Origin of the sequence: Ensifer sp., from assembly GCF_031989085.1 — a bacterium.
GTDB lineage: Bacteria > Pseudomonadota > Alphaproteobacteria > Rhizobiales > Rhizobiaceae > Ensifer.
Map to the genome: position 1 here is coordinate 2215311 of NZ_DALZXU010000001.1, position 25081 is coordinate 2240391.

Genomic DNA, 25081 nt, shown 5'->3' on the forward strand with positions numbered 1-25081 from the left:
TGTTCGTTTGAAAGGCAGACGCTGCCACGCAATCGTCCCGGCGGCGGCATAACGCCCAACCACCAAAGGTGACGGATGAAAGCCCACCGCAAAGCGGCCTGGCGACGTCAGGCGCGCGATGTCACCATCGTCGCCTGCGTCGGGCGATTTCGGCCGGATCGGCCCAGGGCGAAAACCAGGCCTTGGTATCGCCTCCAAGTGACATGAGAAGCGAGACTATAATCGCTGGTCGGACGTGAGTAAGTCCGCGAACCGGTCCATCTGATCCATGAGGTCAGGCAACCAGCCGGACCAAGGCTCGAACCTATCGAGCCTTTGCTCACGGGATGCTCAATTCAGCCAACCACCGATCCACGCGAGCCATCGACTCTGGCTGTCCCAAGTCTCGAAAAAAAGATCCTCGACTTCAGGCAAGGGCTCGACGTCGCCAAGGTCATTTCGTCCCGTATGACATTCCATATAGGCACCAGTTTCCCCGGCCTGTGTCGGCTTGACAAACGCGAAGAGTTTTCCCGGTTGCCCCGGAAAACCCCGTGTGGCCTCCAGCATGTTCATGGTACCGCGGAAAGGCGTCTCGCCGGGGAAGTACTTCGAAAGGGCGAGTGCAGCCCCTGCTGGCGTCTCATCAACCTGAAATCCCCACGAAAAAGAGGACGGTTGAAGGCCATAGTTAAGCCCTAGCGCCTGCCGATAACCAGTGAGGCGGAGACCAAGCACCTCGACCGGTGGATCAAACTTGACAATGTCGATGCGCTGGTGCTCGTAAAAGAAGGTCCTGACTTCCTGAGAACGAAAGGCCGCCCGCTCGCGGCTCAACACTTCGAAGAAGGTGCGGTCACAGGCAAACAAGGCTTCAACTGCTCGCTCTGCCCCAGCGACGGCCGGTGACGCAAACCCCGCAGACCACAGAGCAATCAGGATTGGCACCACCACTCGAAACAAAATTCCCTCCCGCCGACTCCGAACGCCCTTTGCTAAATCCAGGGTGCTTTTGCACGGCGCCCCAACAATGCTACCTGCGCTTTTGCCAGCCATGGAATGCTCGCTCCACCTGTAGAACATTACATGAACATTTGCAAGCTGGCCGCCGCAAACGTCATTCGAAAATCGGCAGGGCAACCCTCAACGAAAAGCTACGCGGGTTTCGAGCACCTTCCGGTTTCCAGCGGCTAGCGCGGAAGACCGCAGGCCCAGACAGATCAGCCGCGATGCCGAGGCCCTTTTCGTTGTGCACCGTCAGCGTGCCCTCGCCGATGATCACGCCCCGTCGGCGTCGCCGGTCTTGGCCACGGCCCTGTCTTCCTGGATCTGGCGCAGCCACAGGAAGGAGAGCATGTCGGTATCCAGGAAGAAGGCGTTGCGTGCGAGCTTGCCATTGCCAGCCTGCACCCGGTTCGGGTGGATCATCACCGTGCCGAATGGGCCTTCGCAATAGTCGGCCGTGGCAACGATCGTGTTTCGCTCGCCGCCCTGCGAAACCGCATAGCGGAACGGCGCGACATTGGCGTCGGACATGAAGGTCACGAACACCGATTTCACATAGGGCGAAACCGAAACATGACGGAAGTTGGCGCCGTTCTGGTAGCCGGTCTGCATCACCTGGTCGAGGATCGCCTTGGTGAAGGGGCGCTGGGCGCCATCGGTCGGCGCGACGGTCAGCCCCCTCTTTCGAAAGACCTCGCCTTATCTTTATTGCCTGTACGCGGTCCGAAAGAGGTCCGCCGGGTCCGGCAGCGCCTTGGCGGATGCGAGAGATGTCGTGCAACCGATGAACCCGTCGGTAAAGTCGAGAGCCTCGGAGGGCGTGTAGCCGGTCGCTTCGGCGTTGAGGTCGAGCGTCCAACCATCCGAACCGTCGTAGCTGCTTCCCGTGCGGTTCTCGGCCACACGAACAAGGCCGTCTTCATTGGCCGGCGTCTGGAACCCCCAGAGCAGTTTCGGCTGTCCGGCGACATCGACGCGGCGCTGGATGTATCCGGTCAGCATAAGTCCCGAGACATAGACGGGCTTTTCGAACGCCACGCGCTGCGCCACCCGCGCACCGTGCCCGGGATCTCGGTATGGCCCCATGGCATCCAGGAGCGTCACCTTGCCGAAGGCGTCCTTCTCCTCACCGAGTGCCGCGAAGAAATCCGGCCGGCATTGGAGCAGCGCGTTCACCAGCCTGTTGCCGCGCAACAGCGGCGGCGGCCCAAGCTCGGCCAATCCGAACGTCTCCTCCGCCCACGGCAAGCGGAAGTCCGTCGTTTCGCTTTCGTCGGGTTCGCAGGTTATGGTTGCCTGCTCGTCAGGGTCAAAATAGGAGGCAATGTCCAGGTGTTTCGAGACCGGGCCGGCGGCAGCATCCTTCGCGCTCAGCGAAGAATAATCCCCCCAGAACCGCACTCGATATCGCTCAGCAATGGCGCGCGCGACAGCACCGGGCGGTGCGTTGACCTGAAAGGCCCAGGCAAAACGTGTCGGCTTGCCCTCCTCCATCGTCCTTCGCTGAAAGAAGCGCACCACGGCAAAATCGCCGATTTTGACGGGACGCTCGAACGTCACGCTTTCGTTGTAGGTATTCACGGCCTGGGGAACATGAGGCATATTGCCCGGGCTTTCAAAAGCTTCGACGCGAACGCGCGGAAAGGCCTTTCTTTCGTCCCGCAGCACATTGAAGAACGAGGGCTTGCACGCGACGAAAGCGTCGAGAATTTTATCGGCTTTGGCCGGGGCCCTTATCGACGGAAACAGGTCCTCCGGTGAAGGCAGGCGCTTCCTTCCCGTCTCCTTGTCCGTTGCCAGACCCGACATCCGATCCTTGGAAGCGTCGCACATCAAAAGTGTACGCGTGGGATCGTTCGCCTGACGAATGACGATTTTCCTGTAGCTGTCCTGCGCTGCGACCGTTGTGTCGCTGCGCTTTGCCTCCTGCTCGGTGCTGAGCTTCAACTCGAGCAGATGGCGATCTTTGGCAACGAAGCTGGCGCCTGGCAGCAGCGCCTCGATCGCATTGGTAACCTCAGGCAGACCCCGCTCCACCTCGAAGCCCCACGCAAAGTGCGGAACCGCAATCCCGACCGCCTCGAACTGGACATACCTGCCAAGCGGCAGTCCAGAAGCAACGACAGGCGCCGCGAACGCGATATAGTGCCCGTTTACGCCGTCCGTCTCTTGGTCGTAAGGGGTGATCGCAATTGCACGGAAGTCTGCCCTGTCGCTCGTGAGCAGGGGAAAAATGTCGGCCTTGCAGGCCAGGAATGTTGCGAACACGTCTTCCGCATCCGCCCGCTCAACCGCCGCTGCGGGCGTAGCAAATACGAGCAGATAGAAGACCGCGCAAAGGCGCGTGAGAATGTTGGACCGCATCTGCCGAACTTGCCTTGTGACCTGCATTGGTGATGCCCGAACGCGTCGGACAAGCGCTTCGAAACTGCCTGTGACGGTTGGCGGACCGTCATTTCCCGACATCCCGCCAACACAACCAGAGAATATTTCCATCGATTGATGGCTCGCTCCACTTGTAGAACATTACAGGAACGAGAGCAACGGAAATTTGGCGATGAACCTCGGCGTCTCCTGACGGGGAGCGACGCGCGATGAACGGTATAGCGCCCCTTTAGCCGTTACCTTTCGGCACGACGGCTACCAGTGCCTACTGTCGAGGGGCGCCGGGTCGGCACGGGTGGCTCATAGTCCGGAAGGCTCATGGCACGGCGCGCCAGCCTTTGCCGTTCCTCAAGCCTCGGTTCACCTGACCTCAGATATCCCCGCTCGATGATGTGTGCAGCCTCCTCGGCGTTGGTCGCCTGCTTGAGGCTCTTCAGGACTTTCTTTTCCGGCGTGTCGGTGAGCTCGTGCTCCAGAAAGCCGAAGCTCGGCCGGTACGACTGTTCGATCGACTGCTGGTCGTAACCGTTCTCCGCAGCCCAATTCTGCAAATCCTTCCGCCGTACTCCGTCCCATTGAAATGCGCCGAGAGCGTTGCCATTGTCCCGGCCTGTGTCGCGGCCCTGTTGCCACAGATTGCCTCGCAATCGTCCAAATCCACCACTCTCATGGTCAGCATTCCCGACAAATCCTGCCGCGACGTGTTCGGGCATCAAGCCATCCTCCAGGCCGGCGCCCCCCCTCCAACAGACGCAGTTGGAGATCTCGTTTCATTCGTGCGGCGATATTGTCCGAGAGTTTGTCGCGCGCGCCTGTCTCCTTGAGACGCTCGGCCGGCAACACATCGTGGTTGCCGCTGAATCTGGTTGTATCGGTAAACGTACCTCGATAATGCATCGGCGCCTTGCGAAAATCGCCACTCATCATTTCGCCTGCAGGCGGGTGACGAAACTGCGGCACCTGCTCGCGCGACCCATCCGCTTGGGCAATCGGCGTGTTGGCCGTCAGTGCCGGATTCTCGTCGAAATATTTGATCGCATCGCGAACGGAATGAATTCGCGTGGGCATTCCCATCGAGTTGAGGAATTTGTCTTCGAGGTTCATTTTCAGACCTAACGTGCTGGAGATTTGTTCTGCCTTCCTCGACCCGGTCGCCGCATGCGTGACAGTCATCGGGCCTGACGAAAGAGAGCGGCTCGTTGGAGCCGCTCTGATGCCAAGGGTCGGAACACCCGATCGGACGGGCGTCCCCTCCTTGTTCAGCTCGCAGCACTCAGCCCGAACAGGTCGGCCGCGATGCCGAGGCCCTTTTCGTTGTGCACCTTCAGCGTGCCCTCGCCGATGATCACGCCCTTGTCGGCGTCGCCGGTCTTGGCCACGGCCTTGTCCTCCTGGATCTGGCGCAGCCACAGGAAGGAGAGCATGTCGGTATCGAGGAAGAAAGCGTTGCGCGCCAGCTTGCCATTGCCAGCCTGCACCCGGTTCGGGTGGATCATCACCGTGCCGAATGGGCCTTCGCAATAGTCGGCCGTGGCAACGATCGTGTTTCGCTCGCCGCCCTGCGAAACCGCATAGCGGAACGGCGCGACATTGGCGTCGGACATGAAGGTCACGAACACCGATTTCACATAGGGCGAAACCGAAACATGACGGAAGTTGGCGCCGTTCTGGTAGCCGGTCTGCATCACCTGGTCGAGGATCGCCTTGGTGAAGGGGCGCTGGGCGCCATCGGTCGGCGCGACGGTCAGCCCCGTCGTCGGGTTGTAGCCGCCATTGGCGCCGCCGGCCCCGCGCGAAACGTTGGTCGCAAGCCAGGTCGGCAGCGAGCCGAGCTCACGGGTTGCGCCCGAGACCGAAGCATTGGTGTCGACGATGGCGTATTCCAGGTCCTTGCGGATCTCCACGCCCTTCTTCAGCTTCTGGTACTTGCGCTTCTGCACGTTGCCGGCCTCGGCCACCACTTCCTGGGTGGCCGAAATGATCCAGTCCTTGCGCAGGATCTGGGTGTAGTTGCCGAGCCGCGTCGGCGCGATGATGGTGCCGAAGGTGTAGTCGTCGCCTTCCTGGCGAATGTTTTCGCCGGGTGACGCGAGTTCGTCGGTCTCCCATTCCGGGTGGTGCGTCTTGCACTTGCCCTTTTCGATCAGCGAGTAGATCGGCGTGTCTTCCGGCGTGATGCGGGAAACGACGTCGGAGAGATCCTCGCGGTTGCCCACGGCCTGCGAGGTGGTGAAGGTGTTTGCTACAACTGCCATGTTGGTGTCCTTGAATGTTGGGATGGGTCGCACGCGCGGCCTCAGGCGGGCGCGGGCGATGCGGATCGGTTTTGGTCGGATGCGCAGGTCGCCGGCAGAGCGGGCAACGCCTGCAAGGGCGCCCTGCCAAAAGTCATGCAAAGACAAGACGCTGGGCACGTTTCCGGATTCTGTTTGTGTGCGTCTTGAAGGCATCGGTCAGTCGAAGTCGATGGCCATCGCGTCGCGGATCGAGCCGGTTTTCGACAGGCGTTTCATTGCCTCCAGGCTTTCGCGCGGCGACCGCTCGGCTTTCGCCGCCGGCCTTGGCCGCGCCACTGGTGACGGCGCCCGTTTCAGCTTGGCCATCGCCCGCATCTTTGCCTGTTCGGCCGCAAAGCCGAGCCGGGCATAATGGGCGAGCTTGAACATGCGGTGGTCGGCGACCTCGCGCACTTCCTCTTCGGAAAAGCCGAGCACCCGCGCCACTTCGAAAGCCCCGGCAAAGAAGGCAAGACGGCCTTCCTCGTCGGCCGTCTCAGGAAAGGCTTCCATCAGCTTGGCGTTTTCGGCCTCGAGGGCCTCGTCGCTGGCCACCGATGCCATGGTGTCGACGATCTCCGCCGGTCCTTCTGCAATCGCGAGGATCTCGTCGATGCGTGCCAGCCCCGCCTGGTGCAGCCCCCATTGGCGGCGATAGCCGTCGGGGTCGAGCACCGCCATGTGTTCGGGCGGCTCCGGCGGTATCTGGCTTGCGAGCAGGTTGGCAAAGGCATTGGCGGATTGCGCGACGCGGTTGGCCATGCCTTCGAGCGCCCGCCCGCGGTTGGCGATGTCCTGCGTCTTGTGGCGGTAGTCGCGATCCCGCATGTATCCGAGCTTCAGCTCGGAGAACGGCACGTCTTCGCCGCCCTTCAGCCGCACCAGGAAATCCTCGGCTTCGTTGGCCGCCGTGTCCTCGTCAGGCTCGGTCGGCTCGTCATCAAGGGATGCGGGTTCGCCGGATGTCAGGCCATCGTCGATGGCCGCATCGCTCTCGCCGTCATGGTCGGCTCCATAGGCCTCGGGGTTGGCCCTGTCATCGACATCGGGCTCCCGGAAGTTGAGGTTTTCGGGGTCGTCGAGATCGGTCGAGCGGTCAACGGTTTTGCTCCCGCCGTAAGGCAGGTTGGCACTATCGTTCGTCATGGGGTGACCTTCTTGAAAGCTGGTTCAATGCGTAAGGTCGTTCCGGCGAATGCCTGGAGCGACCATGGAAAGCGCTTGCCCTCAGGCGGGTGCGCCCTTGCCGTCAGCCTTGGCTTGTTCCGTCAGGAACTTGAGCTTGGCCCGGAAATTTCGAATGGCACGGGTCTCCGCGGCATAGGCCGCGCGCCCGGCGTCGTCGGTCGGGCCGGCGTGGATGCAGCCATTGATCGCCGCCCACTCCAGCTCGCTCATCAATTCTTCGAAAAATGGCACGTCGAGAATGGCACGCGCGGCGGCTGCCCGTTCCTCTGGTTTCATGCTTCTGACCTCGGTTGGAGAATGGCGCTTTCGATCGATATTTTGCGTCGAACGCCGCCTTGATTCTGCTTTTGTTCCGCGCTACCGATGTGCGAAAAGCCGCAATTTGCCACCCTGAGTCGCTTTCGCGAATACCAAACGAGATTTTGCCTGCCCGGCCATTTCAGCGTCAGATGCCTCGCTCAAGGTTGCCCGCCCCAGCGCAAGGCCCGACCGCAGCAGATGGCCGGCGACGCCACCGATACGCGCGCGTCTATCGAATGAGGAACCCGTGAGAAGATTATCGAGCTTGATACTGTCCGCCCTGCTTCTCGCTGCCACAGCTTCGCCGGTCAACGCGATCGGCCAGTCGGGCGAGCCGCGCTTCCTCGTCAAGGCCTTCCTGTTGAAGACCGACAAGACCTTCGATCATGCGACGGGCTGGTGCGGCCATGACAGCGTCTGCAGCCTCACGGTCGGCGATTACAAGGTCGGCTTACGCTTCTTCTTGAGCGGCAGTAGCTACCGCCTGCGTGTTGCGCCATCCTGGGATGGCGCCGATCCCTGCTGTGTCTTCAAGGATGGAAGCGACGAGACCTCTGTACCGAACGGCCAACCGCACGACGTAGAACTCTATTACAGGAAAGCCTCTGGCCGCCAGGAACTTGGCACACTCTACATCGCGCTCGAGAGCCTCGAATAGCTCAAGGCGGTCACTCCCTCCATATGTCGAGCGCTTTCCTTAGGGAAACGGGCTGCTCCCGTGTTGGATTGTTCCAGGGCATGTCTTGCCCGTTCAACTGCGGGTGGTTCCTGAAGGGATCCTCGTAGAAGCTCTGGTATTCCTTCAAGCTCAGCCCTTCTTGCAACGATTGAATGGACGAGACGATGTCCTTCAAAGCTGCCAAACCATCGCCGTTTGAAACCTTGGACTGCATCAGGTCGAGCTCGGTCTTTACGTCTTCAAGATTTTTCTGCATTCCGCTCAGGCCCTTGCGCCGTCCGGCAATGTGGGCATCGTCGCCACGTGGATCCTTCGACAATGCGCCCAAAGGTTTCCGCGATCCCTCCGCCGTATAGGCTTCGGGCCCCTCGCGAGCGCTGCGCAAAAGCTCGTAGGCATAGGCTTTCGCATCTTCGGGACTTAGATAGCCCGCGCGAAGGCTCGGCAGATTGCGTCTCTCGACAGCTCCGGAACCCGGCTTGGCTCGACCCGGAAAAATGAAATCATCCATACCTTTGTCCTTTCCAAATGGCCGTTACAGGCCAGGATTTCCTTGCGCTCCCGCGCGCAACACCTGCCAGGCTGTATTGCCTGGCGGAGCATAACGGTGTGTGCGGGATTGATTCTGCTTTTGTTCCGCGCTACCGATGTGCGAAACGAGATAATGCGCTACCCTAGGTAGCTTTCGCGACTACCAGACGAATTGCTGGCTCCCGGCTGTTCAGCGTCAGCGGTCCCTGCTCGGATTGCCAGCGCTTGGCACAAATGGCGCGAGCGGTCGTGCACCAGTCACCGACACGCGCGCGTCTATCGAATGAGGAACCCGTGAGAAGATTATCGAGCTTGATATTGTCCGCAGCACTTCTGGCCGCAGCGGTTTCGCCCGCATCGGCGATCGGCCAGTCGGGAAAACCGCGTGTCCTCGTCAAGGCCTTCCTGCTCAAGACCGACAAGACCTTCGATCACGCGACCAGTTGGTGCGATTATGACACGATTTGCACCCTCACCGTCGGCGATTATGATGTCGGCCTACGCTTCTTCGCTACAGGCTTCACGATCGACAGCAGCTACCGCCTGCGTGTCGCGGCGTCCCGGGAAAACGCCGAGCCCTGCTGCTTCTTCGAAGATGGACACTACGAGACCTCCGTCGCAAGTGGCCTGCCGCATGCCGAAACGCTCTATTACAGAACAAGCTCTGGCCTCCAGGCGTTCGGCACATTCTATATCGCTCTCGAGGGCCTTAAGTAGCGGATCGCCAGCCGGCGCCGGGGCGTTTCTGACCAAGTCTGATGGTGACGCCCGTCCATGCACGGGGCCGCTTTTTCGGTGGCCAATCGCACGGATCCGGATTGCCTGGGGGACGCCCCTCGCACGTTGCAGCCGTCGCCGTCAGCGGATATTGCCTGGACGGGATGGGCCAGCCCGGATGCGCATCATCTGCCTACATTCCGTAATACGGCGCCTGCTTGCGGTGATCGCGGCCGAGTTTTCCCGGTGCGTTGTTCCGCTCATATTCCTGCCGGGAGAGCCCATAGGCGCGCTTGAGTTCGTCTTCCTTCGACAGGAGCTGTTCGTGCGGCGGCAGCACCGCCGGGTCGTCCGCCGCTTCACGAAGCGTCATTCGCCCCGGATAGTCCGTGGTCGAGTTCATGCCGTGCGAGGAAGCGGGACCGAGGTCATCGGCCGCCGGCGCCCCGCCCCAACCGGTGCGACCTGGCGATTGTTTGGTGACGCCCTTATGCATCTTTCCCAAGGGGAGCATCCCGAACAGTCCTTCGGCAGCACCCAGATAATTGCCTTGTATCGCGTCCGAAAGCGCTTCTTCGGCGCCGAGATACGTTCCCGCACCGGGTATGAAGTCCACGATACCGGTGCCGCGGCCAAGCCCGGTCGTACCCATGATGCCCTCGACCAATCGCCCTCTGAGCGATGTCGCCTTCTCATCGCCCATCAATGTCTGAGCGATGCGCTCCCGCGTTTCCGGATGGTATTGCCGCAGCACGGCCTGGGGTCGCGACCCTCCAAGATTGTTGCGATCGTTCCAGTCGATGACCTCGCGTGGCGGCTCGATAAGCTCTCTCACATCAGGCGGCGTCGCAGCGCGGCGCGCCGGGGAGATGTATTCGCCCGAACTGAAGGTGTTCGGCAACCCACGTTTCTTTAAGTCCATTGTTCAGCGTCCTATTGTTCGATTGAGGTTCGGCCGTACAGCACGGCCGATTGGTCGAAGCTTTCAATCCGAATGCGAGGCTGTATTCACACGACACCAACCACCGGTGCCGGCTCGGGAGCCGAGATACCGCCCTGCCCCCTTGCCAAACTCGCCCGACGGAAGCTTGCTGCCGTGGACACCGTCCAACCAACCGCCAGCAAGGCCGGTCGTCGGCCCCCGGGGCAACCCTCAGCAATCTCCATGGCTCTAGTGCACCTGCGCCCATCGCTGTTTTCTCGCCAGAGTTCGGCGAGCGGTTACTCACAGTCAGCGGCGTGGCTTTGGCCCTTGTGGCGGATTTTCCGGTGTTTTGATTGTTTTCTGCCAGTGCCCGTCAAAGCTTCAGCGTATCGGTTTTCAACTTTTAGGGTCGAAGTGCGTGTCAACCGGATTTCGACCAGGGACGCTGCTACCTCCCGCGTGTGGCGCCGCCGTTAAGGATGTTACGCGACCGCCGGACAGAACCGCCGCACGAGGCGGGTTTCCAGGAAAACATAGGTGAGCACGAAGACCAGGTAGTTGGGGCCGATCCAGCTATGCAGGGAATACAGGAACAGGCCCCGCACAAACGACTCGCTGTCAAAAGTGCCATCAGCCACGAATGTCCAATGAAATGCGCGCGCAGCGATCGTCAAAAGCATGAAGACGGTGATGAGTAAGACGCGGTTGCGAAGCGAGACTGTGTGAAGCGGGACAAATGCCACAAGAAAATAGGTCGTGGCATAGGGCGCCATATACCACTGGAAGAAACGCCCATAGAGCAGTTTCGCAACAAGCAGCATAGCCGCATAGCAAACGAGAACGCGGACGGTATTCCATAGCGTGTATTGCATCCGTTCTCGTATCTGCTGTTGAGTAGGTGAACGTTGAGGCCAGCGATTTCTACTCTAGAGATTGCGGCGCATTTGCGCCACCCTGAGTTTAAGAAGCGGATTTAGGGCTTCCGCAGCACACGGCGCAAGCTTTCCAAGTCGGTGGCCTCGTCCACATGCCTGTTCAGACCGCGCAACTGCCATCTCCAGCTTCCGCCTTGCGTTTTCGCCGTCCATGCGCGCCTCCTCGTTCGCCAGCTGCATGTGCATCTGCAGTTGCTGCATGCCCACGTCAGGCTGTTGCTGCGGCTCAGCCGCCTGCATCCGCTTCTGGATGTCCTCTGATGTCGGCTTGGTGAAGTAGAGGTCAGGTGATTTCAGCCCCGCCGCCTCAACGGTCTTGGCAATACCGTTGTAGAGATTGTCGGGCGAGACATAAGGGTTGTCGGGGCTCAAGCGTCGCGTGGTACTACGCGTCTTGCAAGACGCACAAGGTCTCCTTCGCGCACGGACTAGCCCAATCTACCCTGGTTCTGACCGGTGTTGATCAATCAAGCCAGCCCAGGTTTTCAGCGGGAGTTCGAGGCACAGATAACTTGTCAGGAACACCACATAATGTGGCCCGAACAATGCAATAGCAAAGATGAGTGCGCCCTCGTCGAGGTTGGGGGGCAAATGGCCGGTGCTCAGGTAAACGTAGACGGTGACGCTTGCGAGGTAAAGCGCGAGCAATCCTGCAACCGTTAACGTGATCAGCAATATCCTCTTAAGAACACCGATGCCCGGGAGATGAATGAAGGAGAAGGCATAGAAGGCAAAAACAAACGCAACCGCCTGAAAACTGAAGAGGCGTGGATAGAAGAACCAGCAGAAAACCGCCGTGACCGTATACGCCAGCAAAACGCGAACTGCATTCATCGCGGCGTACTGCATCATGACCCTCCCTCCAACAGCGAAACCCGCTCGTCGACGCATCGTCGATACAAGCCGTTCATCGCTACCTTTGCGTGCAATGCGGCCTTTGTATTGCAGGTAACCGATTCAAGCCGCAGAATATCCGTATCAGAATTTATCTTTGTATCTTTTCGCTCGTTCCAGAGCGTCATTCAGCCGGCTCGGAAACGCGGTTTTCTCAACTGGCCCGAACGGGCCAATACGATCTCCTTTGCGATTGAGAATGACGACACCGCTGTGTCCTTTGTCTCCCCAGCCAGGAACCTTGTTCTCAGGGTTGGTGTTTGAGATTACATAGGTGTCCGCCACCTCGATGCCTTTGTCGCGCCCACGCTCCTTGCCCCAGTTCTGCAATCGGCTGTTGGCCTCTTCACCGAAAACGCGCAGCTCCAGCGCTGTAGTCGACCTTTGGCCAGTCTCGTAGGCGTCGTCGTCCGGCGTAAGACCGAAGGTGTTGAAGCCCCGCCTGGTATTTCTGATCATCCCGGCATCCCTCCGATATGCGCTGTGGTCAGTGCCGTGCCGCCGGCCATCTCGGCCAGGTTCTGCTCGCGCTTGAGGTTGAGTTCGGCGTCGATCTGGTAGCGTTTGAGCGCACCGTTCTGCTGGATCTCGGTTAGCTTCAGCTCGCGCTCCATCTCCAGCTTCCGCCTTGCGTTTTCACCGTCCATGCGCGCCTTCTCGTTCGCCAGCTGCATGTGCATCTGCAGTTGCTGCATACCCACGTCAGGCTGTTGCTGCGGCTCAGCCGCCTGCATCCGCTTCTGGATGTCCTCTGATGTCGGCTTGGTGAAGTAGAGGTCAGGTGATTTCAGCCCCGCCGCCTCAACGGTCTTGGCAATACCGTTGTAGAGATTGTCGGGCGAGACATAAGGGTTGTCGGGCCCAAGCGTCGTCAGCAGTTTTTCCTGCAATTGCTGGATCATCTGGATCATCAGCATGTCGCGCTCACGCGTGCCCGCCCCAAGGCCGGTGTTGACGGTCGCATCCATGCCGGCGTTCCAGTGGCGCGGGTCGAACGTCACCCATTTGCCGCGAAGCCTCACTGCCCGCGGCCGGTCCTGGTGTTTGATGACGAGGCCGAGCAGGCCCTTGAACACACGGGCAAGCCCTTGCGCGAAGGTGCGCACCATCAGCTCCGTCTGGCCGATGCCCGCCTGTTCGACGAGCGCCGTCGCCTTCGCCGTCATGTTCTGCAGCGCGTCCGGCGCCATGCCGCTGGAGGCATCGGAAATGCCGGTGCGGTCCGTCGCCTCCTGGTCGAGATAGCCGAGCATGGAAAAGGATTCCCGCGCCACGAACGGCACTGCCGTGTAGCCGACGGCGCCGCGCACATCGACGCCCTGGCCGACGCGGATCGGCTGGCCGAACTTCGGGTTCAGCACCGATTCCGGGTTCTGGATCACCCCTTCCTGCACGATCGGCTGCTGGTTGTTCTGCCAGTAGAGATTGTCGAGCGTCTGGCGCAGAAGCACGGTCTTGACCCGCTGGATCTCGGCCATGTCGTCGGTGACGGCGTTGCCCTCGCGCTGGTGCGGGCGCCTTTCGATGATGAGATCGGCAAAGGGCACCTCGTCCCATTCCTCGTCGGAAAGCAGGTTCTCCGGCCCGGTGCCGCCGGCAAAGACCAGGCGCCGGAGTTCGGCGATACCGTCGTCGTCGGCGTCCACCTTCACGTAGAGCTCGTAATATTCCACTTCCTGCAACGCCGTGGCCGTCGCCTCGCCCTCGCTGAAGATGTCGCGGCGGCGGCTGAATGCCTCGTCGTCGCCATCATCGTCGCCGGCGACCGTAAAGCCCTCGACCTTTGCCCGGTCATAGCCCATGGCGACCAGGTCGGAGCGGCGCATGCGCCGGTTGATGCCGGTGATCGGGCTGTCGTCGATCGAGATTGCATCGGGATGAATGAGGAATTCTTCCAGCGGCACCGCAGCAAGCCGCGTCGTGCCGCGCTCGCCGGTGCGGCGGATCTTCACGTTGAAGACGGGCTCTTCCACCCGGCCGGTCGGCAGCTCGATCGCCTCGACCGACTGCGATTGCTCCAGCACCTCCACCGCGTCATCGGCGATCAGCTGCACCAGCGCCTGCTCGTCGAGCCCGCTATGGCTCGAGACCTCGACCGTCTTTCGCTTTTCGTACCACCAGCGGATCACGCCGTTCCTGAGCTTCAGCGCATCGTGCGCCGCATCCTGCACCGCGTCGTAGCCGTCGCTTTCGGGAAAGACGATGTAGTTGATGTAGTCGGTCGCCTGCTCGGCGCCTGCCTCGTCGCCCTGGTTGACGGGCTGGTACTCCACCACCTTGTCGTTGCCGAGCACGGTGCGGATGAGTGAAGGCAACACCTTCTTGACCGCCGCGCGCACATCGCGCGAAACCACCTTGGAGCGGTTGGCATCGGAAGGCACGTCCTTCATCACCCCGTCGTAATATTCCATCGCCCTGATGCGATCGATCGACAGCGCGTCGCGATAGCTCTCGCAATCCTTGACGAGCTGGCCGACGAGGTCCGCCAGCGCCTGTTTTGTCATTGCAGCCATTACACAACCTTCCGATCCATGAATTTCCAGGCGGCCTCGTCGGCCTTCGCCCGGGCAAAGCGTTTCATCATCAGCGCATAGCGACAGGCCGAGAGCACGTCGTCGCGTTCCTTGACGATCCGGCCGTCCTTGCGGTGGTAGAGCCTGAATTCCTCGAACCATTCGCAACAGGTGGAAAACACCTTGAAGCGCCCGGTCTGCATCCTTTGCAGCATGTCGGAAATCCCGGCCTCGACACCGTTGGTGCCGTCGTCGAAGGTCGCCCGCTCCTGGAGCATGGCGAGCCCCTGCCCGCGATACTGCGCCGCCAGTTGCTCGCCCGAGCCCTTGTCGTGCTGCAGGCCGTCATGCGGCCATGACCAGGGCAGCCAGGCCCCCCAGGGCTTCAGCGCCGCCGCGTGAATGATCGGCGTCGCCTCGCGCTCGCGATAGACCTTCGTCACATAGAAGACGTCGGCGTCCCGGTCCCAGGCGCAGGCGGTCGCCGCAAAGGGGTGGTCCCAGCCAAAGTCGAGCCCGCCGATCTGCACCCAATGTTTCGGGATCTCGAACGGGTCGATGCGAACCTGCTCCTCGGTCACCGGGAAGATCCGGCCCGAGCCCAGCGTCGGCACGCCCTTGGTGCGCGCTTCCTTTTCGTGCGCCGGGTAACTGGCAATGATCTTTGCGCGCTCGCCGGCCGTATAGTGCTCGGCATCGTCGATCGTCATCGTCACCACCGTCCTGTCATCGGAGGGTTCAAGCAGATAGCGGCTGACTACGGAGCTCATGCCCTTGAGCGGCGTAAACGTCACGGCGACCGAGCCTCCGGTCGCATTGGTGCGGGTGATGCCCTCGAAATAGACGTCCTCCGGCGGCTCCTCGTCGAACCAGACATAGTCCACGGTGTTGGCCTGCCACTTGGCGCGGCCCTGCTCATAGGCCTTCAGAAGCAGCGTCGAGGTTGCGCCCGAAGCGTGGCGCACCGTCACGCTGTCGAGCGCGCCCGAGGCGCTCGATCGGCGCGTATGGGAGACGATCGCCGCCTTCGGGATATAGCCGGTGCCCCAGTCCTCTTCGCTCATTGGCGGGCCGACGAGCAGCCGCTGCACGCCATCGCGTGTCAGCTCGTGCGATTCCGAACCACCGATCATCGTGATCGGTCGGTCGAAGCGTCGGCCCGCCCACCATTCCGGGTAGTCGCCAGTCAGGTGCATGGCCGCTTCGGCCGCTCCTGCCAGCGTCTTGCCCAGCTGGTTTCCGGCCATGAAAAGCCGTTCGCGAAAGGTGGCGCCCGCCAGATGAAAGGCGGCCTGCCTGGCATAGGGCCGGTAGTAGCGCAGCCTATTCGTGCTCTGCCTGCGCCCGATCTCCATCGCCAGCTCCATCCGCTCCCGAAGCAGCAAGGAAAGGCTTGATCTTGGCGTCGAGCTTGCGGATCCTCTCGAGGAGTTGCTCATCCGTCATCTCCCCTATCTGGTTGACGTTGACGGTGACGTCCTTCGGCATCAGCGATGCCACGGCCTTCAGGAAGTCATGGGGGTTCTTCTCGATCAGGGCGTGGATCGCAGCCGCGCCCCGGCTCTCCCAGGCGCAAAGCATGTCTTCGAGAAAGAGTTCGCCGAGCTTCGAGCGCACCGCCTTGCGGGCGCGTGTCCGAGAAGGCGGCGCGGTGCCTGCCGGTGCTTCAGCCCGCCCCTCGCGCGGCAGGAATCGTCCGGTCTTCGGATCCTTGGCTGGCCCGGTGATGCTCATGAAAGCCCCTCCGATATTTTGTTCCCGGTGCCTCCAGGCCATGCGAAATGGTCCGGATGCCATCCGCCCGGCGCGGATGCATCTGCAACAGACAATCTAAAAGTCGGGGGAAACGCGATTGGGCACTTGACCTTAGGTTGCATTCAGTCACCAATGCTGCTTGACGCGCCGTGTGTCGGTGGCACGCCCGGCGCGGGAAGCGCCGCCAACCGGACAACGCTCGCCGAAGGCGCCGCCAACCGGAGATCGCAGACAGGCTTGAGGAATAACACTTTCAAATCGCAGCATATTAATCCGTTCGATCGATCCCGACTTTAAGGAACCATGCGATGAATGAGACGGGTGGCTGATGATCCAGAACGCAGTCAGAAAGTTGAAGACCATTTTCACGCCGCGGCTCTCCGCCGCAAATGTCTCGCCAACGTTGCTCGAGCTCGCCACGTCGGGAAACCTGGATGCCCAGGCGGCGCTCGGAGAAATCTATTTCAACGACGGCCGCGAGGAGAACTACGCCGCATCCTATCACTGGAACGGCCAGGCCGCCCGGCAGGGCCATGCAGCCTCGCAGGCTCGGCTCGCGACAATCTACAATAACGGCCTCGGCATCGAGCCTGACCCTCAGGAGGCCAGCCGCTGGTTGCGCAGCGCCGCACGCAAGAGTCACGACAGCGCCTGCCGGATTACAGGCAGGCGCAATCCGGACGACCGCGACATCGACTTGAACACCGCGACAGCCGGCGTCCGGGCGCTATCCGATCCCAAGGGGCGCCACCATCGCCCGATCGAAACCAGGCCGGCGGAAAGCCTTGCAAGTCAGGTGCCGGACATGGCTGAAGACGAGCGGCGGGATACCGAGCCCCACTGAGCAGGCAAAGGGCGGCGCGCGCACGCTGCCGCTCGGGGGCGGCGCGCGTCAAAAACACCCAATGGCTGCACACTGTGCGCCCTTCGTTTGCGCATCGTTAATAAATTCCCTCGATAGTTGCATTCATATCAGCAATCACAATCCTTGCTTCGCGCATGACGCCTGAACAGTAGATTGATTTTCGGCCGCAATGCTGGCGGATCGAGATCCGGGGAACGAACCATGACGCCGATATCGTCCGTCAACAGCACGGCACTCTTGATCCTGCAGCAGGCAAGTGCATCCAGAGGCGCCCAGCAGGCTGCGGGCGGCGAAACGGACATTCTCAAGGTCGCCAACGGAATTTCCAGCGAACCATCGGCGGGAAAGAAGTCGGCGGCGGCGGCGATCGGCAAGTTCGCAATCGATACCGCGCCCAGCAAAGGCAAGATCGTCATGGCCGAGCTCGGAGCCGCTGACAGTTGGGAGGAAATGCGCGAACGCGTCGACAACAACGCCAAATTCACGGACGGCGAGAAGAAGACGTGGCATGCCAGGATTACCGAGCTTCAGGAACTGTTTGCCTCTGCCGAGGAATTCAAGGCGTCGGACCTCTACCAATCCCTGGTATCGGGAGAGCTGAAGCCGCCACCGATCGATGATCTGCCCACGGCGATGTCGGAGGAATTGGCACAGCGAAAGGCCGGCCCGCTGAGCGATTTTCTGGCCACGATCGGACGGGACCCGTTGCACGAGCGCACCCGGGCGTCGCTGATCATGCGCCTCTGAGCGTCGGCTTGCAGCGTGGGGGCACAACAGGGTCACGAAATGACGGGCAAGGGTTGCTGAGCTTATCAACGGGCCACCTGACCAACGGTCGCACGCAAAACACGAACGTCAACAACGCAACCGGCACGCCCCTCTCCGGAAACAAAAAAGGCCGCTTCGATTACGAAACGACCATCCTGAAATATCCTTAGCCCGCTTCCGGTTCGATGACAAGCCCTTCGGACAAGATTTGTTCTTTATTCGTTCTTTTTCTTCAGTGGCCTTCGACCGCGCCAGTTTTCGGGAAAAACGCCGCGATGCAGGCCTGCACCCACGTTAGAAGGCGCGTTCGCATCGGGCGACGCGGTAAAGCCGGCGCGCATCGCCTGACAGACGCCGACCCTCCCTGATAACAGGCGAAACCGTCTCCCTCTCCTTTCGGTCAAAGCCGGCCCGGCGCTACCGCCGTTCTGATCGCGTGGGAATAATTCCACCGCGCCCGGAACAACCCGAGCGTGGCCATCGTTGACCCACGGGTGCTTGCCGGCCCTGCGTCATGCTTATGGATAAGCTCCAGGTATTTGGTTGTGCGCGTCCGATTGTGTTATCATCCCTGTCGGGAGGAGAATGTCATGGAGAATTTCTTCGCACTGCTCGCCATCGTCGTCGGTTCCGCCGTGCTGGGGCTTGCCCTCGCCTACGGCATGCGCCGCCAGAAGGAAGCGCACCCGCCGCCCAAACACGACGATGCCACGCTGAAATTCTAGCCGCGCGCGTCATGTCCGTCCCCTCCAGGTTGCGCACCGGCCGCTCCCTGAGCGAAGCCATGCCCTCGCGCCACGCTTGAGCCGCTCCCCATACTGCACGATATCCGCAAGACATGACCCATTCGCGACCGGCTGAGGAACCATTCGGCCGCTCGCAGCTTAAGCCTTGGTCACCACCAAGGAGATGCGACCATGCCCCGAACAACGCTGAAGCCACGCCTGATCCCGGATAGCCAAGGCAATGATCTGCCGGATGTGCCCGCCGACCAGATCCCCGATGGTGGCGATCTGCCACCGCCAGACCAGGGCCGCGTGCCCCCGGTTCCGAGCCGCGACGAGGCAAATCTGGAGAGCGACGAGGCCCTGCCGGATGACGCGGAAGAAGAAGCCCTCGAGCGGGATCCGTCGCGGCAAGCCACCCGCTTCGATGAAACCCTGCCCGATCAGGACTGATACGGCCGGGCCGTCTTCAAGGCTGAGACGCCAGATCCGGTCTCGAGGCAACCTCGATCAAGGCGGGCGGCGAAGCCGGCAGGCAGGCGCCGCCCCCGCAAAGGCCTGCCCGCTCCCGTTTGCTCGCCATTCCGGCCCATTTACCTCTCCGGCCGTTCACCTGTCGGCATGCTTCATCCATCGCCAGGCAAAGCCTCGGCGCCTTCCGGCGGTCTGTCCGTCGGCGTTCCCTGGTGAAACAGCATCTGCCATCGGCCTGCCGTCCGCTTCCAGATGGAGGATCGCAGCGCCCGCCGTTCCGACCCGTCACCACCGCGGCGAACGGTCCTGTAGGTCAGCAACACGGCGTCGGGAGAGATCGGCGTCAGCGCGAAGTCTGTCGCCTCGAGCGCGCCGTCGTCGGGCGCATCATCCTCCTCACAGAGAAGCTCGATCGTCTCGGCGCGCCGATAGGTCGTGCCCGACGCGCCGAATTCGAAGAAACCGTCGGCAAGCAACGCCTCGACCGCCGCTCTCGAGCGGCGCACCTCCGGCCGGTGCAGCGCCTCCTCCAGCGCCCGGATGTCATCAAGTTGGACGGGAAGACCAGCCATATCGCACACGCTTTCCTTCAAGGGCCACACACGATCTCATGCGCCGGCACATGTCTGCGGCACGCACACGCTTCGACACAAGTGCCCGGCCGAAAAATCCGAGAAAGGCCCCGCCAGCGGCCCATGCTGGCGGGCCAAAGACCGGGCAGATGTCCGATCCCGGTCACGGCCCGCCGCAAGGCCAGAGCGGTAAACCTTCGCTAACCAAGCTGTGCGGCTTCCTGCCGTCTTGCGGTCGAAATACGGCATCTGCCGTATTCCCGGCCGCCCGCCCGGGCCGTAGGTGCGAAGAGCCGCGTCAACGCGCCGGCGGCCAGCTGGGGCCGAAACCCCGCCTGGGCCGAAACCAAGTGTAAGGAAACAGCGATGAAGACAATCATTCTCGCCGCCGCCGCCTCGTTCGCCCTGGCGGCGAGCGCCATGGCCGCAACGCCCCCGAGCTCAACCGTGAAAGCCAAGCCTGCGAAGGCCGAGCAGGCTGGCCCCGCCGCAATCGAACTGGCAGCCGGCCCCGGCCGGATCGGCAGACCCTCGCCGGCAACCGGCAACAAGGGCTACGCATTCTGAGCGCACGCACGGGCGATCGTCAGCTTGTCGGTCATCGGACCGTTGGCCGAACCTTTGTTCGCTCAGCGTTTTTGCGACGTTGAGGCCTTGTCTCTCGACACGGCGATTTCTCAAATGAATATCGGCGCGCCCGACAGGGCTCCGTTGTCCCAGGGCGGATGATCTCTCCGACAAAGATCCCGCCGGTCGCAGCCGATCGGCGGGGCTCGCCCTGCCTTAATAGTAAGGCGAGTAGCACTGCTGCCGCGGCCCGCCATAAGGCTGGAACGAGTTGTCCCAGGCCCGGTACGAGCGGTAGCGGTCATAGCACCAGCTGGCATGGCGCGGGTTCACGCCGGATTCGACCCGGCGCGGCGGAGGAGCGGCAATCGCGCCGCCGATGATGGCGCCCGCCCCGAAGGCCGCCAGCGGATACCACCAGCCATCGTCGTGGCGACGGTATCCGTCGCGATAACCCCGGTAGCCGCGATGGCCGTTGTACCAGCCGTAGCGGTATCCGCCGCTGCCGTGCCAGCCCGGCCGTGGACGATACCCGCCCTCCCAGTGGGGTCGCGGACGGTAGCCACCATCCCAGCCCGGTCGTGGGCGGTAGCCCCCATCCCAGCCGGGACGTGGTCGATATCCACCATGGTTCCAGCCCGGTCGTGGGCGGTGACGGTCGCCACCCCACTCGCGATATTGCACGTTTTCGATATCGCTCTGTTGTCTCAGCTGGACGGCTGCAACCGGCATGGCATTCGCGGGCGCATAGCTCGTCAGAGCGGTCACCGCTGCCAGGATCACAATGCCTATCTTCTTCATCTCGACACCTATCCGTTTCGAACAGGTGCAAGCTTTCGCCCCTTGACGTGAACCCATGGTGAATGCGTTTATCGTCATATTAGCACATTAATACATAGAGCTATCAGCGACAGCTCATCTGACCGATGAAGCACGCCCCGGCGCCAAGGGTTCCCACACCCCGAATATCAAGCCGTCGGCGCCGGTCGAGAATTCTTTGCCGGCAGGCCTTCCCGCGCCTTGCCGGCGACACCACCTCAGCATGCGACCAGGCATTGCGGACCCTTGGGGGCGCCTCCTTGATCGAGGCTCCTCGCGGGCACGACGGTTTCCGGAAAAAAGTTTCCGGCAGACTGTCGGCCCTGCTGCAGCCCGTTCGTCATTTAGGCATGAGAGGCCGTTTTGGCCTTGTCGATCAAAGGAGAAAAGACCATGCGCGTGATAGTTATGGTGAAGGCGACCGAGGACAGCGAAGCGGGCAAGATGCCCTCGACCGAACTGCTCGACGCCATGGGCAAGTTCAATGAAGAGCTGGTCAATGCCGGCATCATGCAGGCGGGCGAAGGCCTTCATCCCTCCTCCAGGGGCAAACGCGTCGCCTTCGACGGCGCAAACCGCCTTGTCATCGACGGCCCGTTCACCGAGACCAAGGAACTGGTCGCCGGCTTCTGGATCTGGCAGGTCAAGGACATGGACGAGGCCGTCGCCTGGGTGAAGCGCTGCCCCAATCCGATGCCGGGCCCGAGCGAAATCGAAATCCGCCCGGTCTTCGAGGCCGCCGATTTCGGTGACGCGCTCACCCCCGAAATCATCGAACGCGACGACCGCCTGCGCGAGCGCATCGGCGGCAACTGAGCCGGAAGACAGCGTGCCGACGGCCGGGTTGCCACCCTTCCCGGCTGTCGGATCAGCCGGCAGCGACGACCCCCACGGTATCTGTCGCGTCCCTCCCGCCAGCCCCTCGCCCCCCCGGCGGCAGGCCCCACCGGCAGCCAGGCGGCAATCTTGCAGGTGCCAGCGACGATCGGGTTCAACCGTCCCTTGCCTCACCCGGTATTCCACCTTCGGCTGGCTCCCTTTCATGCCGACAGCATGCTTCGCTCCCGAGCCTGTGAACGCATCAGGGACGATCCAGCGTGTTCTTGTAGATGACGCCGTCCTTCATGATGATCTTGAAATTCTTGGCCGCGTCGGCCACCAGTTCCATGGTCTCCAGCGGGTTGCCGTCGACCAGCAGCAGGTCGGCAAGCGCGCCTTCCTCGATCACGCCGAGCCTTCCCGGATAGGGATTGCGCGGGCCGGAAAGCGCCAGGAGTTCCGCATTGGTCCCCGTCGCCATCGAAAGCGCTTCGGCAGGCGTGTACCAACGGGTGAGCGAGGCGAGGATCGCGCCCTGCTGCTGCGCCAGCGCGCGGGAAAACAGCACATCCGTGCCCCACGCCGTCTTGATCTTGTATTTCTTGGCCAGTTCGTAGGTCCTGGCGATGCCGGGCCACACCTCGTCCGCCTTGGCGCGCTCGACCGTGCCTTCCGCAAATCCCTGTCGCAACAGTTCGGGCAGCGGTTGCAGGCTCAGCCAGATGCCCTTGTCGGCAATCAGCCGGGCGGTCTCCTCGTCCATCAGGAAACCATGCTCGATGCACTTCACGCCGGCGGCAATCGCCACCCTGATCGCATGGGAGGTGAAGGCGTGCGCCGCGACATAGGTGCCCCAATTGTCGGCGATCTCGACGGCGGCGCGCAATTCGGGCTCGGTAAAGGTGGTCACATCCAGCGGGCTGTGCGGTGACGACACTCCGCCGCCCGCCGTCACCTTGATCAGTGCGGCCCCTTGCATGAATTGCTCGCGCGCCCGCAGGCGCACCTCGTCGGGGCTGTCGACCACGATGCTGCCGCCGACCACCTCCATGCGGGTGAACGGGCCGCCGATCGCCCGCGGCAGGTCACTCATCTGGCGGAAGTCGCCATGTCCGCTGGTGACCGTGATCATGGCGCCGGAAGGGTAGATGCGCGGCCCCACGACGATGCCGGTGTCGATCGCCCGTTTGAGCCCGAACACCGGCCCTCCCACGTCGCGCACGGTGGTAAAGCCGCGCATCAGCGTGTCCTTCGCCTCGTCGGCGGCCACGAGATTGTTGAAACCGACGTCGCCGAACGATTCCGCAGGCGTCGCGCGCGCCAGCATCGCATGCCAGTGCGCATCGATCAGTCCCGGCATCAGCGTTCGGCCGTTGCCGGCAATGCGCAGGGCACCGTCCGCCTCGACAGGCTCGGTCGAGATGCGCGCGATCCTGTTGCCCCTGACGAGCACATGGGACGGTGCCGACAGGGATGTCGCGCCCTTCCCGTCGAAGATCCTGATATTCTCGAAGAGGACGTCATCCGCCCATGCGGGCGGACACGCTGCGAGCGCGACGAGGGCCCAAAGCCACCGCCCGCCTGGCGCCAGCCTTGTTAAGCCCCTCCACCTGAGAGAGCCGGCGCCCAGGGCACGCAACCAGACGCGCGCCACGGACGCTGCCACCATCAAAGCCTGCGATGCAAAGGACCTGATACACACGGCAAGTCTCCAGCCTTGAGGAAGGGATGGGGCGTGGCACGCGAGAAAGCTGCTGCATTCGTTGCAATTGGGGCCGAGGCGCACCGCGCCTCTCGTCTACGCTTTTGCAGGACAATCACCGCCGTCGGGCCGGTCGCGCCGCGGCAGGAAAGAATACCAACGTCTGCCGCCAGGGACAAGCAGACGTTGAAGGCAGGGGACGAAGCGCGGCCGGGTTCGGCAAGCGCCAGGATCCGCGCGGTATTATCCGCCGCGTCCGGGAGCGCACATCTCTAAGCTGAAGGCGCGCCCGCAGCCAGCCGCCGCCAACGCGGCGGCAAGGGTTGTATCGGGTGGGGCCGGTGACCGGCCCGCAAAGCGGCTACGCCCTCACGCATCAACCGCCGCCGCCTTCTCCCGGGAAAGCCCGAGGTGCCAGTGCAGTTCGGTCAGGCCACGCTTCAGCCAGGCCAGTTGTGGGTCCGGCATGCTGCGCAGCGCCTCATAATCCATCACGCAGACATTGAAGACCGTGGTCTTCACGCGCGGGCCCTCCGGCAGTTTCAGGAGCACGCCTTCGAGCTCCATCATCCGGTTGGCGGCCGCCCTTGCCGCCCGCGTGCGCTCGGCTGTCGTTTCGCCCTCGAAACCCTTGACGCTGAAGAGCGATTGCGCCCGGACGCTCGGAAAAGGGATGCCGGTCAGGCTGTAATAGCGCGCCATCTGCCGGGCATATTCGTCGCCCGCCTCGCGTTCATGCGCCGTCAGCTTGCCGTCGAGAAACATCCGGCCGAGCGTGTAGCCGGCTAATGGACTGCCGGCATCCACGCCCCTTGCACCGGCAAAATGCTGGCGCTGTCGCGCGGCGATCGCCACCGATCGCACCTCCCTTTCCGTTTCCCCATGCTTGATCTGCCCGCCGGGATAGCGCGCCACGTCGGCCTTGCGCGGCCGACCGGCCTTGCTGGCCCGCTTGATGCGCATGCGTTCCGCCCTGGATGTCATCGTGCTTTTCCTTCTGTTCGTCCGTCCGCCATCGTCGATGCGCCTGCGCCCCGCAGGCTGCGGCTGGCTCTGCGCCTATCGCCATGCTCATGCCCGGCGCTGAGAGGGTCGCTCGAGAGCCGGCTCATCGTTTTGCCCTGCCCTTGTTGACCGCATGCAGCACAGAGGAGTGGTCTCGCTGAAAGATGCGGCCGAGCGCCGGCAGCGACAGGTCCTCGCGCTCCTCATAGACGGCCGCCATGCAGGCGTGGCGCGGCTCGACCAGACGGCGTTCGCGGCGAACGCCGATGATGTCGGCCCAGCCGACGCCGGGATAGGCCGCCAGCACCTCCTCCACGATCTCACGCACCGGACGGCGGCCAAAAAATCCACCCTTGCCGCCGGCAGCCGTGCCGCACAGCAATTGCGCCTGTGAAAGCAGCCGCGCCTGCGTGTCGGCGAGCGCCAGCTCCAGTTCCAGCACCCGCAGCCGCTGCGCCTTCACATGGGCGCAAAGGGCGCCGAGCAGATCTTCGGGCACCGGCGGCGCCGCAGCCGCGGTCCTGTCCTCGTCCAGCCGCATCTTTCCGCCATCCGCATCGCCTCGCGCATCGGCCATGTCGCCGATCAGGGCCATCTCGGGTGCTGATGTCGTGCTGCTTCTCGTCATCGGTTCCATCGCGCTTGCTCCACTTGTCAAAGGTCTCATTGCCAAAGGTCTCGGT

29 protein-coding genes and 1 pseudogene are annotated in these 25081 nt (G+C 62.4%); 8 read left to right on the plus strand and 22 right to left on the minus strand.

Annotated elements, in window-relative coordinates:
• Positions 1 to 330: 330 nt before the first annotated feature.
• The 8 genes and pseudogenes from RTP54_RS10800 to RTP54_RS10835 all read right to left on the minus strand — a co-directional run bounded on the left by RTP54_RS10800 (position 331) and on the right by RTP54_RS10835 (position 7109).
• Positions 331 to 1035 (minus strand): hypothetical protein, encoded by a 705-nt coding sequence (locus RTP54_RS10800; RefSeq protein ID WP_312362519.1) that lies wholly within the window; start codon positions 1033 to 1035, stop codon positions 331 to 333.
• 154 nt (positions 1036 to 1189) lie between these two features.
• Positions 1190 to 1662: pseudogene (locus RTP54_RS10805) on the minus strand (DUF5309 family protein); the annotation flags it as partial.
• Between the two features lie 27 nt (positions 1663 to 1689).
• The gene (locus RTP54_RS10810) at positions 1690 to 3348 is read right to left on the minus strand and encodes a hypothetical protein (RefSeq protein ID WP_312362520.1); all 1659 of its coding nucleotides are present in this window, start codon (positions 3346 to 3348) and stop codon (positions 1690 to 1692) included.
• Positions 3349 to 3605: 257 nt separating this feature from the next.
• Entirely contained in the window at positions 3606 to 4082 is a 477-nt protein-coding gene (locus RTP54_RS10815; protein ID WP_312362521.1) for a phage tail tip lysozyme, read from the minus strand.
• Complete coding sequence (locus RTP54_RS10820; protein ID WP_312362523.1) at positions 4042 to 4473, minus strand: hypothetical protein; 432 nt, start codon at positions 4471 to 4473, stop codon at positions 4042 to 4044. Before RTP54_RS10820 ends, RTP54_RS10815 begins: the two co-directional genes overlap by 41 nt.
• Before the next feature lie 155 nt (positions 4474 to 4628).
• Positions 4629 to 5624, minus strand: a complete 996-nt coding sequence (locus RTP54_RS10825) for a DUF5309 domain-containing protein (protein WP_312362525.1) — start codon at positions 5622 to 5624, stop codon at positions 4629 to 4631.
• A 198-nt stretch (positions 5625 to 5822) separates the two neighbouring features.
• Positions 5823 to 6791 carry a hypothetical protein gene (locus RTP54_RS10830; RefSeq protein ID WP_312362527.1) on the minus strand — a complete coding sequence of 323 codons (969 nt, stop codon included), beginning with the start codon at positions 6789 to 6791 and terminating at the stop codon, positions 5823 to 5825.
• An 81-nt stretch (positions 6792 to 6872) separates the two neighbouring features.
• On the minus strand, positions 6873 to 7109 hold the full coding sequence (locus RTP54_RS10835; protein WP_112818665.1) for a hypothetical protein: 237 nt from the start codon (positions 7107 to 7109) through the stop codon (positions 6873 to 6875).
• 289 nt (positions 7110 to 7398) lie between these two features.
• Here RTP54_RS10835 and RTP54_RS10840 point away from each other — a divergent pair, with 289 nt between their 5' ends.
• A complete protein-coding gene (locus RTP54_RS10840) occupies positions 7399 to 7791 on the plus strand; it encodes a hypothetical protein (protein ID WP_312362529.1) in 393 nt (130 codons plus the stop codon).
• A 10-nt stretch (positions 7792 to 7801) separates the two neighbouring features.
• Here the strand turns inward: RTP54_RS10840 and RTP54_RS10845 are convergent, their stop codons facing one another.
• Complete coding sequence (locus RTP54_RS10845; protein WP_312362531.1) at positions 7802 to 8323, minus strand: hypothetical protein; 522 nt, start codon at positions 8321 to 8323, stop codon at positions 7802 to 7804.
• 332 nt (positions 8324 to 8655) lie between these two features.
• Here RTP54_RS10845 and RTP54_RS10850 point away from each other — a divergent pair, with 332 nt between their 5' ends.
• On the plus strand, positions 8656 to 9060 hold the full coding sequence (locus RTP54_RS10850) for a hypothetical protein (RefSeq protein ID WP_312362533.1): 405 nt from the start codon (positions 8656 to 8658) through the stop codon (positions 9058 to 9060).
• 193 nt (positions 9061 to 9253) lie between these two features.
• On the opposite strand, the gene RTP54_RS10855 is transcribed toward RTP54_RS10850, so the two are convergent.
• The 8 genes from RTP54_RS10855 to RTP54_RS10890 form a co-directional block, all read right to left on the minus strand.
• On the minus strand, positions 9254 to 9982 hold the full coding sequence (locus RTP54_RS10855; RefSeq protein WP_312362535.1) for a hypothetical protein: 729 nt from the start codon (positions 9980 to 9982) through the stop codon (positions 9254 to 9256).
• A gap of 485 nt (positions 9983 to 10467) precedes the next feature.
• A complete protein-coding gene (locus tag RTP54_RS10860; protein WP_312362536.1) occupies positions 10468 to 10857 on the minus strand; it encodes a hypothetical protein in 390 nt (129 codons plus the stop codon).
• 54 nt (positions 10858 to 10911) lie between these two features.
• The gene (locus tag RTP54_RS10865; protein ID WP_312362537.1) at positions 10912 to 11292 is read right to left on the minus strand and encodes a hypothetical protein; all 381 of its coding nucleotides are present in this window, start codon (positions 11290 to 11292) and stop codon (positions 10912 to 10914) included.
• A 66-nt stretch (positions 11293 to 11358) separates the two neighbouring features.
• Entirely contained in the window at positions 11359 to 11772 is a 414-nt protein-coding gene (locus RTP54_RS10870; RefSeq protein WP_312362539.1) for a hypothetical protein, read from the minus strand.
• A 126-nt stretch (positions 11773 to 11898) separates the two neighbouring features.
• Positions 11899 to 12273 carry a hypothetical protein gene (locus tag RTP54_RS10875; protein WP_312362541.1) on the minus strand — a complete coding sequence of 125 codons (375 nt, stop codon included), beginning with the start codon at positions 12271 to 12273 and terminating at the stop codon, positions 11899 to 11901.
• Positions 12270 to 14327 carry a phage portal protein gene (locus RTP54_RS10880; RefSeq protein WP_312362543.1) on the minus strand — a complete coding sequence of 686 codons (2058 nt, stop codon included), beginning with the start codon at positions 14325 to 14327 and terminating at the stop codon, positions 12270 to 12272. The genes RTP54_RS10875 and RTP54_RS10880 overlap by 4 nt, the downstream gene beginning before the upstream one ends.
• Positions 14327 to 15766 (minus strand): terminase large subunit domain-containing protein, encoded by a 1440-nt coding sequence (locus RTP54_RS10885; RefSeq protein WP_312362545.1) that lies wholly within the window; start codon positions 15764 to 15766, stop codon positions 14327 to 14329. Before RTP54_RS10885 ends, RTP54_RS10880 begins: the two co-directional genes overlap by 1 nt.
• Entirely contained in the window at positions 15651 to 16061 is a 411-nt protein-coding gene (locus RTP54_RS10890) for a hypothetical protein (protein ID WP_312362547.1), read from the minus strand. The genes RTP54_RS10885 and RTP54_RS10890 overlap by 116 nt, the downstream gene beginning before the upstream one ends.
• Positions 16062 to 16410: 349 nt before the next feature.
• Here RTP54_RS10890 and RTP54_RS10895 point away from each other — a divergent pair, with 349 nt between their 5' ends.
• The 4 genes from RTP54_RS10895 to RTP54_RS10910 all read left to right on the plus strand — a co-directional run bounded on the left by RTP54_RS10895 (position 16411) and on the right by RTP54_RS10910 (position 18893).
• Positions 16411 to 16926 (plus strand): tetratricopeptide repeat protein, encoded by a 516-nt coding sequence (locus RTP54_RS10895; RefSeq protein WP_312362549.1) that lies wholly within the window; start codon positions 16411 to 16413, stop codon positions 16924 to 16926.
• Between the two features lie 222 nt (positions 16927 to 17148).
• A complete protein-coding gene (locus RTP54_RS10900; RefSeq protein ID WP_312362550.1) occupies positions 17149 to 17694 on the plus strand; it encodes a hypothetical protein in 546 nt (181 codons plus the stop codon).
• A gap of 611 nt (positions 17695 to 18305) precedes the next feature.
• On the plus strand, positions 18306 to 18440 hold the full coding sequence (locus RTP54_RS10905) for a hypothetical protein (RefSeq protein WP_312362551.1): 135 nt from the start codon (positions 18306 to 18308) through the stop codon (positions 18438 to 18440).
• Positions 18441 to 18632: 192 nt separating this feature from the next.
• Entirely contained in the window at positions 18633 to 18893 is a 261-nt protein-coding gene (locus RTP54_RS10910; protein WP_112833577.1) for a hypothetical protein, read from the plus strand.
• A gap of 173 nt (positions 18894 to 19066) precedes the next feature.
• Here the strand turns inward: RTP54_RS10910 and RTP54_RS10915 are convergent, their stop codons facing one another.
• The gene (locus tag RTP54_RS10915; protein ID WP_112833578.1) at positions 19067 to 19486 is read right to left on the minus strand and encodes a DUF4440 domain-containing protein; all 420 of its coding nucleotides are present in this window, start codon (positions 19484 to 19486) and stop codon (positions 19067 to 19069) included.
• Between the two features lie 366 nt (positions 19487 to 19852).
• Between RTP54_RS10915 and RTP54_RS10920 the strand changes: the two genes are divergently transcribed.
• Positions 19853 to 20053: a hypothetical protein gene (locus RTP54_RS10920; RefSeq protein ID WP_312362554.1), complete on the plus strand. Its 201-nt coding sequence runs from the start codon at positions 19853 to 19855 to the stop codon at positions 20051 to 20053.
• Between the two features lie 216 nt (positions 20054 to 20269).
• On the opposite strand, the gene RTP54_RS10925 is transcribed toward RTP54_RS10920, so the two are convergent.
• Positions 20270 to 20854, minus strand: coding sequence for a BA14K family protein (locus RTP54_RS10925; RefSeq protein WP_162703767.1), 585 nt, complete (start codon positions 20852 to 20854; stop codon positions 20270 to 20272).
• A gap of 411 nt (positions 20855 to 21265) precedes the next feature.
• On the opposite strand from RTP54_RS10925, the gene RTP54_RS10930 reads away from it, so the two are divergent.
• Complete coding sequence (locus RTP54_RS10930; protein WP_112812281.1) at positions 21266 to 21688, plus strand: YciI family protein; 423 nt, start codon at positions 21266 to 21268, stop codon at positions 21686 to 21688.
• 265 nt (positions 21689 to 21953) lie between these two features.
• Here RTP54_RS10930 and RTP54_RS10935 read toward each other — a convergent pair whose 3' ends face one another.
• The 3 genes from RTP54_RS10935 to RTP54_RS10945 form a co-directional block, all read right to left on the minus strand.
• A complete protein-coding gene (locus tag RTP54_RS10935) occupies positions 21954 to 23360 on the minus strand; it encodes an amidohydrolase family protein (RefSeq protein WP_409517123.1) in 1407 nt (468 codons plus the stop codon).
• Positions 23361 to 23762: 402 nt separating this feature from the next.
• Complete coding sequence (locus RTP54_RS10940; protein ID WP_312362560.1) at positions 23763 to 24377, minus strand: hypothetical protein; 615 nt, start codon at positions 24375 to 24377, stop codon at positions 23763 to 23765.
• Positions 24378 to 24501: 124 nt separating this feature from the next.
• Entirely contained in the window at positions 24502 to 25035 is a 534-nt protein-coding gene (locus RTP54_RS10945; RefSeq protein WP_312362562.1) for a helix-turn-helix domain-containing protein, read from the minus strand.
• Positions 25036 to 25081: the final 46 nt, after the last annotated feature.